We start from the raw sequence: 16,373 nt of genomic DNA, 5'->3' as shown, positions 1-16,373 counted from the left end.
CCTAAATTTCAACTGTTAAACCCCAAAAAGTATGGAAAATAAAATCAAACGCCACGAGTTCTTGAAATCGTTAGGCCTAAAAGGCGCCTCTCTCTTAGCTGTCTATTGCGGCGTTTCCTCCCTTTCTTCTTGCACAAATGAGTCAGTAACACCCGCAAGCAGCGCTGATTTCACTCTCGATTTAACGAACGCGACCTATAGCAAATTAAATACGGTAGGCAATTATGTCATCGCGAATGGCATTGTTGTAGCGCGCGTTTCCAGTACTACGTTTGCTGCGGTGACCCAAGTTTGTTCGCACGAAAACAAGGCAAATGTCATTTACAGTGGAGGAGGATTTTATTGTACTCAACATGGGGCGACTTTTTCTACAAACGGCACCGGCACAAATGCTAACGGAAGTAGAGGAATTAAAGCTTACCAAACTACCTTATCTGGCACGACACTTCGAATTTTCTCGTAATGAAAAAATTACTCTTATTCCTTTTTTGTAGCACTTCTCTTTTTGCACAGGATGATCTTCTCGATATGCTCGAGAAAGAAGATGCAAAAAAAACCACCTTCACCCAGGCCACGTTTAAAGGAACGCGTTTGATAAATGGTCAAACGGTGGAGACACTGGCGAAACAGCACCTGAACTTTTGGATCTCCCACCGTTTTGGATCTGTCAACTCTGGATTCATGGATAATTTTCTGGGTTTAGATGAGGCCAAAATCCGTTTAGGCTTAGAATATTCCCTAACAGATAAATGGTTATTAGGAGCTGGTCGTTCGACTATCGAGAAGACCTATGATATCTATTCGAAGTATAAAGTGTTAGCGCAATCTAATAAAATGCCTGTTACCGTTACTTTATACGGAGGAATGACAACTAATACGATGCCAAGCGGTTATACAACTTCGAGTGGAAATGTGATGCGCTACCAGAATAATTTGCAACGCCAATCCTATTTCGGACAATTACTCATCGCACGTAAATTCAGTGATAAACTATCTTTACAGCTGATGCCTACGGTATTGCACAACAACAAATCGGAATCTATTTACCTCGATAACAATTTAGCTTCTATGGGATTTGGTGGTCGATACAAGCTGACGAATCGTTTGAGCGTTTCGGCAGAATACTACAAGAACATCGTCGATAAAGAGGATTATGAAGAGGGCGCCGGCACCCCTTACCCTTACCAAGATTCCTTTTCACTCGGTTTTGATATCGAAACAGGTGGTCACGTTTTTCAATTGCATTTGACCAACTCACGTGGTATGACCGAGAAACATTTTATAGGCCAAACCCTAGGCACCTGGGGCGCAGGCGACATCTTTTATGGCTTTAACATGGCCCGTACTTTCAGTTTAGAACCTAAGAAAAAATGAAACAATTCTTCCTTTTAACCCTTTTATTTGTTGGATTCCAATCCAAGGCCCAGTTATTTATGACGACGAACGGGGAAGTTTCCTTTTTCTCCAAAACTCCGATGGAAGACATCGATGCCGTCAATAAATCCGTTTCCAGCATCATCAATACGGCTACGAATGAAGTAGCCGTTCAAATGCGCATCACGAATTTCGTGTTCCCTAATAAGTTAATGCAGGAGCACTTTAATGAGAATTATTTGGAAAGTGAAAAATTCCCATCAGCGACCTTTAAAGGGAAAATCAAAGAATCCGTCAATCTAACAGAAGCAGGCACCTACCCTATCACCGCATCCGGATCTGCCACGATTCACGGAGTGACTCGTCCCATTGAATTGAAAGGAACGATCGTTTCAACGGGCACAACGTTAGCCTTAACATGTCAATTTGAAGTAAAATTAGTCGATTACAAAGTCGACATTCCGAAGATTGTATTCGCCAAAATCGCAGAGATTATTAAGATTTCTAGCAAAATGAACTATACCAAAAAATGAGAATCCTAGGACTTTTTTTAAGCATTTTCGTATTTGTTTCCTGCCTAAATGACAAGAACAGTCCATTAGCTTATCAACCCATTGTGGTGGATACGACGACGGCTATAAATCCGGTTCTTCCTGTAGGTTCGGCCGTCACTTCCTGCAGCCCAGATACTGTCTACTTCCAACAAACCATTCTTCCCCTGATCACTTCTAACTGTGCGATGAGTGGTTGCCATGATGCTATTTCCCACAAAGAGGGGGTGATTCTAACGGATTATGCCCACATTAGAGCCTATAGCTCTGCCACAAATCCAACAGGCAGCAGCCTTTATAAGAGCGTTGTGAATGGCTATATGCCACCTAAAACACCTTGGAACTCCACTCAAAAAGCAACGTTATTAAAATGGATGCAACAAGGAGCAAAAAACAACTCTTGTGTGGCCACAGCAGTGAATTGTGATACGACAGGAGTTTCCTTCAGTGCTACCGTTTTCCCTACCTTGAAAACCTATTGCACCGGTTGCCACAGTGGCACAACGCCATCTGCAGGCATTGATCTAAATTCCCACGCAGCCGTAAAGGTGTATGCCGCTAATGGCAAATTGATGGGCTCCATAAATCACACAGCGGGATACAAACCGATGCCTTCCAGCACTTCGAAATTAGGATCCTGTGAAATTAGTCAAATCAAAGCTTGGATTTCCGAAGGTACGTTGAACAATTAATTTTCCGTAAATTGGTAGCAAAAACCAGCTATGAAAGGTTTATTATTCACGTTCAGCATCATTGCTGCAGTCATCATAACGCTCCTTTTTCCTGAACCCTTTATTGGTTTCGGCGATTTGAAATTCAAAATTTTCATCATTCCCTTATTGCAAATCATTATGTTTGGCATGGGGTCCACCATGAAAATGAGTGATTTTGCGGAGGTACTCCGTTCGCCTAAGGCCGTGGTTTTAGGGGTCTTTTTTCAATTTACCATTATGCCCTTCGTGGGTTGGGGCCTCACTAAGGTATTTCAATTTCCGGCAGAAATCGCAGCGGGTATTATTCTAGTAGGTTGCATGCCTTGCGGTTTGGCCTCTAATGTGATGTCCTATTTGGCCAAAGCCAATGTAGCTTTATCACTCACCCTGACGTCAATAGCTACGCTTTTAGCCCCTTTGCTTACCCCTTTACTCATGAAAAACCTGGCAGGGCAATTAATTGAGATCGATTTATGGGCGATGGTGTGGGAAATCAGCAAATTAATCATCATCCCTATTGCAGTGGGAGTCCTTTATAATCGATTACTGGGATCTCGCTTTCAATGGTTTGAAAAAGCATTACCCACCATTTCGATGTGGAGTGTAGGCGCGATTGTAGTTATTATCACGGCTAATGGCAGAAATGCATTGGTTGCCGTAGGCCCGTTGTTAGTGTTAGTTTGTTTATTGCACAATGTGTTCGGGTTTATTCTGGGCTATTGGGGAGGGCGCTTAAGTCGATTGCCAGAAAGAGATTGCAGAACCATAGCCATCGAAGTAGGTCTCCAAAACGCGGGACTCGCATCAGGCCTGGCCATGGCCATGGGAAAAGTGGGAACACTAGGCTTGCCGGCGGCAATTTTTGGCCCAGTCATGAACATTAATGGCTCTGCACTGGCGAATTATTGGAAGGGAAAATAAAACGTTTATTAAGCGGAAAATAGAGTTTTAACAAAAAAAACAATTGCATCATTGTGCACATTAAGTAAACTAAAAAACTTAATTTTAAAATTGGATAAACTGTTCTATTAACACTAATGAAGAAAAATTTACTTTTCTTTATACTTCTTACAATATCCTGGATGGGCTTTACACAAGCTCCTCCGGCACCTATGATTTCGGGGAGTACCTCTACATCAAGTTGGAATTTGAAATCGATTGATAATATTGACTTCACATCTGTCCAGTCTACATTTAATGCACAACCCACTTCCTTTGTATTTAAATCTACTAGCCGATATAAATTAGTTATGTCGGGCACCTATGGTGTTGAAAATGCTGGTGTTCAAGATAGAGATGCTGCGTTTCAAAACAATGATCATACTCAAAATATTAGCCCTGTAAGTATATTAATTTCAAGCTGTACCGATAATTGGAATATCATATCCTCCCTCTCAGGAACTGCTTATAGTTGCCCTCCTAGGCCAAATTTTCCATTATCATATGATGTTAATCACACATATGAATATTATTTAGGAGCAGGAGGAGGATCAGCAAAAAAACCAGTATCATTTTCTGACAGCAACCCTGGCAACAATTCAGGCCAATTAACTTATAAAATTTATGAAAATGATGGAATAGCTCAAGTTTGCCCAGGTGGATTTGTAACTCTTACTACAAATTCTACTTCAGGCATTAAATGGTATAAAGATGGGACTTTAATCGCTGGACAAACAGGACAAACATTATCCATTAATACTCCAGGTGTATATAAATCATCACAAACCATAAATGGGGTTGAAAGTGAACTTAGCAATGGCATCACTTACCAAAATTTTTCTTTACCCTCGTTAGCTATTGGCACTATTGCATCAATTAACTCCAATGCTACTTCTATCTCTGTACCATTTTCCCCCAACCCAGATCCATTAAAGGCTACCATCACAGCTGGATCGCCAAATCCCTTAATCGGATTTTCTAATTATGTAGAACCATTTATTCCGATTAATTCAGCTACACCCCTGAATTTCCCAATTCCAAGTGGTCAAGTAGGCACTTATAATTTTTCGCTAACAGTTGAGAGTTTAATTAATAATTGTGTTTCAAATCCAGTTACTTTTGATGTAAATATATCTTTAGCAGCGCCAGCGTCTGTTTCATATACTACACCAAATCAAATAATTCTTGATCCAGCAAACCCGCCTTATGTAAGTTTATTCCCAACTTTCGTAGGCAAGGTGACCTATTTCAACATAAACCCATCATCATTGCCTCCAGGGTTAAATTTTAGCACTTCAACTGGTGAAATATACGGAACGCCCACTGCATTAAACCCAGCAACCAATTATGTTGTTACAGCGGGAAATGCGGCAGGAACAGCTTCTACTACTGTTAATATTTCAGTTGTAATTCCTCCTCCTTCATCTTTATCTTATCAAGGTCCTTACACTTACATTCAAAACACCCCTATTTCCACTATTTATCCAAGTGTAGCAGGAACAGTGGATTCCTATTCAGTAGTAGGTACAGCCTTACCTACTGGATTAACACTCAATACAACAACAGGGGAAATAACTGGTACACCTACCGTTGTAACACCTACTACTACTTACACAATTAGAGCAGCAAATTCGACTAGCTCTACTACCACTAATTTTGCCATTACGGTATTAATTGCACCTCCTAAAAATCTTAGCTACAGTCCTGCCACTAAATACGTCATTAACCAACCCGTTGGTACAATTAGCCCAACAGTTACAGGGGTTGTTACTAGCTATACTATCAATACCCCTTTACCAGCAGGATTAACCCTCAATCCTACAACTGGTGTAATTACGGGAACTCCAACAGCAGTTACAGCAAGATCACCGTATGTCATTTCCGCATCAAATTCAACTGGTACGACATCAACTACGGTATATCTAGAAACTGCCATTCCTGCACCAAGCAATCTGATCTATACTTCATCTGTGGCGTTAATACAAGGGGATTTAATGGACCCCATAAATCCAACTGTTACTGGCTCAGTTGCCACTTATACTGTTGCGCCAAGCCTTCCTGTAGGATTAGCGATTGACCCTTCGACAGGGATAATCACAGGGACTCCTACAACTTTGCAAGGTCCATTGAACTATACTATTACGGCAACAAATACCACAGGATCGGCATCTCGAGTTTTAACCATTTCGGTTATTCCTCCTCCTCCTCGAAATTTAAATTATTATGGACCCTACACAGTTGTTCAAAATACAGGCATTACCCCCATTATTCCAAGTGTAACTGGTAACGTTAATACCTATTCCGTGGTGGGAACACCATTGCCTGCTGGTTTGACATTAAATCAATCTACAGGTATAATAACCGGAACGCCATCAATTGCTAGTACTGCGACGAATTACACGATAAAAGCAGAGAATACCACTGGTTCTATGACCGCTACATTTAGTATGACGGTTTTAATTGCTGCGCCTACTAATTTAGTGTACAATGTTCCAACCACTTTTTATACTGGTACAGCAATCGCAGAAATTCGACCAACGGTTACCGGCATTGTTACTTCCTATAGCATTAATACGCCATTGCCGGCTGGATTGAACTTTAATACAGCAAATGGTTATATTACGGGAACTCCTACTTCGGTTACACCTACGTCTTCGTATGTAATTTCTGCTATAAATTCGACCGGTTCCACTAACGCAACCATAACCTTCCAGGTAATTATTCCTGCCCCTAGAAGTATTGTAGCACCTAATAACCTAGTATTGATTCAAGGGGACCTCATGTCTCCAGTTACTCCTAGCGCAACAGGCATTGTAGATTCTTGGTCAATTAACCCCACGGTACCTACAGGTCTTAACTTCAATTCTTCCACAGGAAGTATTACTGGAACACCCACCACCTTACAAGCTGCTACGAATTATACCTTAACAGCGACTAACACAACGGGGTCAACGACTAAAATTATTTCAATATCAGTCGTACAACCTCCACCAAGAAATTTAAATTATGGAGGACCATATGTAGGAATTCAAAATTCTCCTCTAACACCTATTGTACCTTCAGTATCTGGCAATGTGAGTACTTATGCCATCATAGGAACTCCTTTACCTGCTGGCTTAACCTTGAATACCGCCACCGGGACCATTTCTGGAACTCCTACTGTTGCAAGCGCTATAACAACATATACAGTTAGGGCAACTAATAGTACAGGATCAATGGATGCCTCTTTTGATTTAACTATATTAATTGAAGCCCCATATAATTTTAGTTATGTAAACCCGAGTAGATATTATGTAGGAACACCTATTGCCTCTCTGATACCAACATATTCAGGAACTGTAGCTAGTTTCACTTCTAATATTCCTTTGCCTAATGGATTAAATTTAAATCCAACTACCGGGGTAATCACAGGAACACCTACTACAACTTCGCCTAGAACAACCTACGTCATTACCGCAACCAATTCCACGGGGTCGGCTACTGCCTCTGTAGATTTAGAAGTGGTTATTCCATTACCGGGAATACCTACTATTCCGCAGACAACTAAAATTTTCTATCAAGGAGACCTTATTACACCATTTGGTCCTACTGCTACTGGTACCATAAGTAGCTGGACAATAAGTCCTACTATTCCAACTGGACTTACTATGGATCCTGGAACAGGGATAATCTCTGGCACTCCTACGGTTTTACAAAATCCAATAGTTTACACTATTTCTGCGAATAATAGTTCAGGAAGTTCGTCTGCAACTGTTACGATGTCGGTCATTCCTGCTCCACCTAGAAATCTAAACTATGGAGGACCACACGTGGGAATTCAAAATTCTCCCCTTACGCCTATTGTTCCTACCTATTCTGGCAATATCACTTCATTTGTTATTACGGGAACTCCTTTACCTGCTGGTTTAAGTATTAATGCAGCTACTGGGGTAATCTCTGGAACACCTACAATTGCAAGTGGAATTACGACTTACACCGTTCGAGCATCGAATTCGAGTGGTTATATGGATGCTACATTCCAATTAACGATTAAAATTGAAGCACCGTATAATTTCAGTTATCCGACACCCAGTCGATACTATGTAGGAACGGCTATTCCGAGCTTAGTACCTACTTATTCAGGTACCGTTGCTAGCTTTACTGCCACCACCCCATTACCAGCCGGATTATCTATTAATTCAGGTACAGGTATCATTACGGGTACCCCTACAACCCCTACGCCGCGATCTACCTATGTGATCACTGCCACGAACTCCACCGGTTCTGCTACGGCGTCTGTAGATTTAGAAGTGGTTATTCCATTACCAGGCACCCCTCAAATTACACCGGGTTCAAAGATATTAATTCAAGGGGATTTGATGGACCCCATTATTCCTACAGCTACGGGTACCGTTAGTAGCTGGACAGTAAGTCCAACGCTACCAGCTGGCTTAGCTATAGATGCAGGTACTGGAGCCATTACGGGTACACCTACCGTATTACAAGGACCTATTAACTATACCTTAACAGCATCCAATAGCTCTGGAAGCGCATCGGGTGTATTAACTCTTTCTGTTGTTATTCCGCCACCTAGAAATTTAAATTATGGTGGGCCTTATACCCATATCCAAAATACACCAATTACCCCTATCGTACCTAGTGTTGCTGGAACAGTTGCGTTATACACAAATACGGGGCCTGCTTTGCCTGCTGGATTAACCCTTAATACGACCACAGGGGAAATCACTGGAACTCCAACGGTTGCTAGTCCTGCGACTACGTATACTATTCGGGCTTCTAATTCAACAGGGGCGATGAGTGCTAGTTTTACCATGACGGTAAATATTAGAGCTCCTTATAACCTGTCTTATACGGTAGCTCCCTATTATATTGTTAACCAACCGATCTCACCAAGCTTAACCCCAAGTGTATCAGGAACCGTTACATCTTATAGTATTAATACACCGCTGCCTGCAGGATTGAACTTTAGTACAAGTACTGGTATCATCTCTGGAACGCCTACACAAATTGCGCCTCCTGCCTCATTTATAATTAGCGCAAACAATTCCACAGGTTCCGTTACTACTACGGTAACGCTAAATATTGTTATTCCTCCACCTGTTAATTTAACCTATACTTCATCGGTTATTTTAATACAAGGGGACCCAATGACACCATTAAGTCCTACCGTAACAAATTCAGTAAGCAGCTATACGGTTACGCCTACCTTACCTGCAGGACTTGCCATGGATCCTTTGACTGGCGTCATTACGGGAACACCTACCACCTTACAAGGTCCGACACAATACACCATTACCGCGGCTAATAGCACCGGATCAGTGACGAGAATTTTGACAATTTCCGTAGTTCAGCCTCCGCCAAGAAACTTGAACTATGGTGGACCTTATACGTTAACTCAACTCGCGAACATAACTCCTATCTCCCCTACGGTGACAGGAAATGTGAGTCAGTATGCCGTTATTGGAACTGCTTTGCCAGCAGGATTAACCATTAATCCTGCGACTGGGGTAATAACGGGTATCCCTACTTTGGCAAGTCCATTAACAAACTATACCATAAGAGCTGAGAACTCGACCAGTTCGATGACCACTACTTTTGGGATCACTGTATTAATTTCTCCTCCCAAGAATTTAGCTTACACTATTCCTCTTACGTTTTATGTGGGAACGAATATTGGCACGATTACACCTACCGTAACCGGCACTGTTAGCTCTTATTCTGTGGACACTCCGCTACCCACTGGATTAACATTGAATCCAGCAACGGGAGCCATTATTGGTACACCTACGGCAGTTAGTCCAGCTGCTACGTATACCTTTACGGCTACGAATTCAACAGGATCAACTTCGTTCACAGCAACGATTCAAGTGTTAATTCCAGCTCCATCTGCATTGAGTTATCCTACACCTAAAGTCTATACACAGGGGGTAACTATCAGCCCATTATTGCCTACTGTTACGGGGACTGTCACGTCTTATTCAATTAATACTAGTCTTCCTACGGGTTTAACTTTTGACACTGCCACAGGTTCGATTACGGGTACGCCTACTCAATTAATTTCTCCTACACTTTATACGATAACGGCCACGAATTCTACAGGTAGCATCTCTACTCAGGTATCCATTTCAGTGATCATTCCGTTACCTGTTATCTCGTATGCAAGTCCACAAGTATATATTCAAAACGTTTCTATAGCTCCTGTAAATCCAGCAGTAACCGGTATTGTTAGTTTATATACCATCAACAAACCGTTGCCTACAGGATTAGATTTAAATTCTTTGACAGGTATTATTAGTGGTACTCCTACACAAGTTAAAGTGAGTGATACGTACACGATTAGTGCAACAAATTCATCTGGTACATCAAGTGCTACGATAAATATTACGGTACTGATACCGCCACCATCTAATTTAACTTACCCTACTCCTAGAACCTTATATGTAGGGGATTATACTACCTTATCTCCGTCTGTAACTGGATTTGTGGCGGGCTACACGATAGACAAACCTTTGCCAACTGGTTTATCAATCAACCCCAGTTCTGGAATTATTTCAGGTACGCCTTCCGGTGTAAGTACGATGACGACTTATACTATCACAGCGACTAATACGACGGGCACGACTTCGAGTACAGTAAACTTAGAGACACTCATTGCTCCGCCGAGAAATCTTCAGTATAACAGTCCAAATGTATACTATAAGGATGAAGCCATCACGCCTTTAATCCCATCCGTTGTGGGAGCGGTAAGCACTTGGGCTATAAGCCCTAATTTACCTGCAGGACTGAATTTCAATGTAAATAATGGCCAAATTTCAGGAACACCTACCGCACTTAGTGCTCCTGTTTCCTATACGGTTACGGCACAAAACTCCACGGGTTCTATTACGGCAAACGCTTCCATTGAAATCAAAATTGCCCCACCTAGGAACCTGACCTACCCTAGTCCACATGTGTTTGTGGCAAATGAATTGATCACACCGGTTACCCCTACGTATACAGGTAATGTGGCTGCATTCACAGTGGATCATCCACTTCCTGCAGGACTTTCCATAGATCAAAGCAATGGACAAATTACAGGTACTCCTACCCAGGCAGCACCAGTAGATACGTACATTATCACAGCGACAAATACAACCGGATCTTCATCATCTCCGATTACAATTACTGTATTAATTGCAAGACCAAGAAGTTTCTCTTATCCAACACCGCAGGTGTATGAAGAACAAATTGCAATTCCACAATTAGTCCCTACCATCACGGGAACGGTTTCTTCTTATACGATCACTCCCGCCTTACCGGCAGGATTAACCATGAATAATACGACAGGTATTATTGCAGGTACACCTAGTTTAGCAAAACCATCAACGATTTATACTGTTACTGCTACCAACTCAACAGGGTTTGCAACAACAACAATTGATATCACGGTTCTGATTGCTAGACCCCGAAACTTAAATTATCAAACACCACAATTATACTACGAGACAATACCAATCACTCCTTTGTCTCCTACCGTATCAGGTGTTGTAACGTCCTATTTTATTAGCCAACCATTACCGGCAGGATTAAACTTTAATACTTCGACTGGTTTAATTTCTGGTACTCCATCTGTACAATCTACAAGGACTACTTATACGATTACAGCCACTAACTCGACGGGTACTAGCTCTGCGAATTTAGATATTACCGTAACGATGCCTCCGCCAAATAGTTTGAGCTATCCAAACCCAGGTATCTATTACACAGGTGCTCCTATCACGGCAATTAACCCTACAGTGACTGGAACAGTGGCTATTTACACACTAAACAAGCCATTACCGGAAGGATTGATTTTCGATCAAACAACTGGCCAGATTTCAGGTACTCCTACTGTCGCAAAACCAACAGATAACTACACGATTACGGCAACCAATATTGCGGGTTCTACGTCTACAACAATTGCTATTACCGTTTTAATTCCACCTCCGACTGGCCTGAGTTATGCAACCCCTCAAGTTTATGAAGAGGGCGTCTCTATCAACCCAGTCCTAAACCCTACCGTTACAGGGATCGTTTCAAGTTATAGTGTAAGTCCTAGCTTACCTCCTGGAATTATCTTAAATACGACGAATGGAGTGATTTCTGGTACGCCTACTTTGGCAAGACCAGCCACAAATTATACCATCACTGCAAGCAACTCGACAGGTACGGTTTCGACAACCGTTAACTTCACTGTATTAATTGCGAGACCATTAAATTTAAATTACCCTACTCCACTTGTATTCTACTTAAATAAACCGATTAGTAGCATTGTTCCAACGGTTACGAATACGGTCGCGGCTTATTCTGTGGATAGACCTTTACCAGCAGGGTTAACGTTGAATCCATCTACAGGTATTATTAGTGGTACACCCTCGGTCTTAAGTACAAATACGAATTACATCATAACGGCTACGAATAGTACGGGATCATCATCGAAAGCGGTAGATATATCTGTGGTTATCCCACCACCAGCTAACTTGCAATATACCACACCAAATATATTTACGCAGGATGAAATCATTACTCCATTAGTACCTACTGTAGAAGAGACGGTGGCTCAATATTCAATCGACAGAGCGCTTCCTGCCGGGCTAAATTTTGACCCAACTACTGGTATTATTTCTGGAACACCTACCGTATTTACAGGTCCAATTACGTACACAATTACAGCAACGAATTCAACAGGAAGTACTTCAAAAGCGATTCAAATCACGGTATTAATTGCGCCTCCTAAGAACTTGTTTTATCCAAGCCCGCACATCTTTGAAGAGGCTGTTGCGATCACTCCGATTAGTCCAAGTGTACTAGGAACAGTTACCTCATATACTATCGATCGCCCATTACCTGCTGGTTTATCGCTCAACCCATCTACTGGTGTGATTAGTGGAACACCTATTTTGGCAAATCCTGCCACTTCCTATACCATTAGAGCATCGAATAGCACAGGTGGAACAACTGCACAAACTAGTATTACTGTGTTGATCGCAAGACCGCGGAATTTGAATTATCCTACACCTTTAATCTTCTATCAAAATAAACCGATAGCTCCTATTGTGCCTACGGTCAGCAATACGGTGGCTACCTATACGGTAGATCGACCATTGCCAGCCGGATTAATTTTAAATCCAATTACAGGTATATTAAGCGGTACACCTACTACCTTAAGTACAAATACGAACTACATTTTTACCGCTACAAATAGTACAGGTACTTCTACTAAGGCGGTGGATATTGCAGTGGTCATTCCACCACCATCAAACTTAAGTTATACAACACCTAATGTATTTGTTCAGGATGATGCAATTACTCCTTTGTCCCCTACTGTAGATGGTTTTGTTAGTTTATATTCTATCGACAAACCTTTACCTACTGGATTAAACTTCAATCCATTAACCGGTGTTATTTCAGGTACACCTACTGTTTACGGTGGAAAAGAAACCTACATTATTTCAGCCACGAATACGACAGGAACTACTTCTACTCAAGTAGATATTACAGTATTAATTGCACCGCCTAAAAATCTAGTTTATACAACTCCAAATGTATTTGAAGAGGAAGTTACCATTACTCCTTTGACACCTACAGTCACTGGCACGGTAGTAACATATACCATCAATAAACCATTACCAGCTGGATTAACATTGAATCCGACAACAGGTATTATTAGCGGAACTCCTACTTTAGCGAGCCCAGCAACTGTTTATACGATGACGGCTATGAATACCACAGGAAGTACAAGCTTTACGGTCACTATTACCGTGTTGATTGCTCATCCTAAAATCAACTATACACCAGTAAATGTCTTCTATTTAGGCGACCCAATTAATCCAGCTTTGACACCAGTTACCCGAGGTATAATAGATCTAATCACTATCAATACTCCGCTACCTACTGGCATTTCCATAGCTAGTCCTTCTGGTGTCATTAGTGGTACTCCATCCGTATTAAGTCCGGCGACTATCTATACAATAACAGCCAGAAATAGTACAGGCCCTACCTCAACTAGTACGTCTATTAGCGTGGTTTACCCTCCACCTAGATTCTTCTATGCACCACGTGTTTTAGTTCAAGATACCACGGCTATTCCAGATATCGTTCCAGTTATTACAGGTATTGGGCCGATTAACTATTATAGCATTGACAAACCGTTACCAGCTGGATTAGCTTTCAATACCCTAACAGGGGTTATTAGTGGTCTACCTACCGTAGTTTCACCTAAGACAAACTATTTAATTACGGGAACGAATACCACAGGAAGTGCGACACAAGTTTTAGAATTAACGGTACTAGTAGCACCGCCAAAAAATCTAAAATATGAGACCCCGGTAATTTATGAGGAAGAGGTGACCATCACTCCTTTATCGCCTACCGTTAAGGGTCAAGTGGATACCTATACGATTGATAAACCTTTACCTGCTGGTCTGACATTAGATCCGAGAACGGGTATCATCTCAGGCACTCCTATTTTAGCGATACGAAGAACAGAGTATTGGGTTACTGCAACGAATACAACAGGATCAACTAGAGCTCGGTTAATCATTACAGTACTTATTGCTAAACCTAAAATATTCTATCCTAATCCAATACTAGGAGCGAATATGAATCCTGCTTACACGAATGTTAACTTGTTCTATCCAGATCAAGCGAATACACCTTTAGTACCGATTACGAAGGGTATCATTAGTTCGGTCACTTTAGACAAACCTCTTCCTACTGGTTTAACCATCGATCCATTAACCGGTATAATAAGTGGCAATCCTACCCTTTTAATGCCTCCGACGACGTATGTGGTAACGATTTCCAACAGTACAGGTTCTAACACTACCACGGTACAATTAGCCTCTGTGGTAGCAAAACCAAGTAACTTGAGCTACATTACTCCTCAAACGTATATTGAGAAGAAAATTATAACTCCATTAACGCCTACGGTAATTGGTGTTCCTACCTCGTATGTTGTAGATAAACCGCTACCTGCTGGACTTGTCATCAACCCTGTGACAGGTATTATTACAGGCACTCCTACGAAAGCCCAGGGGCCTATTGACTATCTGATTACGGCATCTAACTTAACTGGATTTGCCACCTTTATTGTTAAAATTGAGGTACTAATTGCCTTCCCTGAAATTGATTACCCTGCCACAGGTGTATTCAAACAAGGGGTTCCGGTGAGCTTCAAACCTAAAATTGTAGGTATTGTAGACAAAATGAGCATCGACTCACTATTACCTCCAGGTTTATCATTTAATACACTGACAGGTTTAATTTCAGGTACACCTACCTGGCCAGCAAAACCAAGAACGTATATTATCACGGCGACGAACTCGACAGGTCCAGGTATTGATTCTACGGTCATCACGGTCTTAGAGGATATCAATTATGATACGGATCAAGATGGGTATACCGATATTGTGGAAATTGGTGGAAATAGAGATAAGCCAGTCGATACAGACAAAGATGGAAAACCAGATTATAATGATGAAGATTCGGATGGTGATGAGGTGATAGACAAGTGGGAGAATGACATCAATTTTGGAGCTGTAATCGATTGTGATCATGACGGAATTGATAACCGAATAGATCCAGATAAATGTGATTACGTAGCCTTCCAGGGTATATCCCCTAATGGTGATGGACGAAATGATTATTTAATTATCCCAGGTGTAATGCGGACGACTCCTAACACATTATCTGTCTTTGACCGAATAGGAAATCTAGTATTTGAAACGAAAGACTACCAAAACAATTGGGGTGGAGAAACCAATCAATCGAATATCTTATTTAAAGGAGACGGATTACTACCAGATGGGGTTTATTATTATATTTTAGACTACAATGGAAAAATTCCTACAGTCTCTACTTATATTTACATCAATAGATTAAAGAAATAGGATGAAAATTCGGGTTCTCGTTTATTGTTTATTGCTCATGTGCTCTGCCAAAGTTTGGGGCCAAACAGACCCTGTATTTTCTCTTGTTCGCCTTTACCCACAAATTCTCAATCCAACCTTTGTGGGTGCATCTGAAAAAAATGAAGTCATCATAGTAAATAGGAACCAATGGATAACAATGCCTGGCACGCCTATGACAACCGCCTTCTTAGGCAACTTTAATATAGGCGAAAAGATAGGAGTAGGATTCACTTCCTTTCTTGATCAATTAGGACCGATAAAGGCAACTTCTATTAATGGAGATTTGGCTTATCACATTCCAATGAACAATAATTGGGCCTTTTCAGGAGCTATTAGGATAGGGGTTACTAATTTAAAATTAGACTTTGATGGTGTAAGTTTGCTAGATAGAAATGATGAAATGTTTAATCAAAACTATTCAACAGGACTTCAAGTAAATTCAGGCTGGGGTATCCGATTGGCTAAGTCAGATCGATTCTATGTAGCTATTTCACAACCTAGAATGCTTTGGAATGATTTTGGTTTACAAACAGGAAAGTACAAAGATGCCTCGTTCTTTTATGGAATGGTAGGTAAGAAACAAGTAGTCAATGAAAACATTTCTTTATCTAGTAATGCAGTCGTTCGTGTAGCGCAAGATTTGCCACTAAGCTATGATGTTAATTTGACTGCTGGATTAAACAACTTGCTAGATGTCGGTTTTAGCTATCGTAATCAAAATGCTATCGGTTTTAATCTAGGCATTCAATTCAGCCCTACTGTCTACCTAGGCTATCAATATGAAATACCTATCAATACGATCTCTAATGTGACTAATCAGACACATGAATTCGTATTAAAATTTCAGTTTGAGAGACAATAATATC

General features: G+C 41.1%; 7 protein-coding genes. All 7 read left to right on the top strand.

From position 1 onward, the window contains the following. The first annotated feature begins 31 nt into the window (after positions 1-31). A complete protein-coding gene (locus tag SKC35_RS10355; protein ID WP_377979295.1) occupies positions 32-463 on the top strand; it encodes a Rieske 2Fe-2S domain-containing protein in 432 nt (143 codons plus the stop codon). Beyond that, positions 463-1,374 carry a DUF5777 family beta-barrel protein gene (locus SKC35_RS10350; protein WP_377979294.1) on the top strand — a complete coding sequence of 304 codons (912 nt, stop codon included), beginning with the start codon at positions 463-465 and terminating at the stop codon, positions 1,372-1,374. Before SKC35_RS10355 ends, SKC35_RS10350 begins: the two co-directional genes overlap by 1 nt. After that, positions 1,371-1,907 carry a YceI family protein gene (locus SKC35_RS10345; protein ID WP_377979293.1) on the top strand — a complete coding sequence of 179 codons (537 nt, stop codon included), beginning with the start codon at positions 1,371-1,373 and terminating at the stop codon, positions 1,905-1,907. The genes SKC35_RS10350 and SKC35_RS10345 overlap by 4 nt, the downstream gene beginning before the upstream one ends. Further along, positions 1,904-2,617 carry a hypothetical protein gene (locus SKC35_RS10340; protein WP_377979292.1) on the top strand — a complete coding sequence of 238 codons (714 nt, stop codon included), beginning with the start codon at positions 1,904-1,906 and terminating at the stop codon, positions 2,615-2,617. Before SKC35_RS10345 ends, SKC35_RS10340 begins: the two co-directional genes overlap by 4 nt. Positions 2,618-2,647: 30 nt before the next feature. Further along, on the top strand, positions 2,648-3,559 hold the full coding sequence (locus tag SKC35_RS10335; RefSeq protein ID WP_377979291.1) for a bile acid:sodium symporter family protein: 912 nt from the start codon (positions 2,648-2,650) through the stop codon (positions 3,557-3,559). A gap of 116 nt (positions 3,560-3,675) precedes the next feature. Then, positions 3,676-15,486 (top strand): putative Ig domain-containing protein, encoded by an 11,811-nt coding sequence (locus tag SKC35_RS10330; RefSeq protein ID WP_377979290.1) that lies wholly within the window; start codon positions 3,676-3,678, stop codon positions 15,484-15,486. A 1-nt stretch (position 15,487) separates the two neighbouring features. Next, positions 15,488-16,369 (top strand): PorP/SprF family type IX secretion system membrane protein, encoded by an 882-nt coding sequence (locus SKC35_RS10325; RefSeq protein WP_377979289.1) that lies wholly within the window; start codon positions 15,488-15,490, stop codon positions 16,367-16,369. Positions 16,370-16,373 lie beyond the last annotated feature (4 nt).

The sequence above is a fragment of the Aquirufa originis genome (assembly GCF_042714495.1).
Classification (GTDB): Bacteria; Bacteroidota; Bacteroidia; order Cytophagales; family Spirosomataceae; genus Aquirufa; species Aquirufa originis.
The sequence above is the reverse complement of the archived record's forward strand: the minus strand, read 5'-3'. Positions and strand labels throughout refer to the sequence as shown.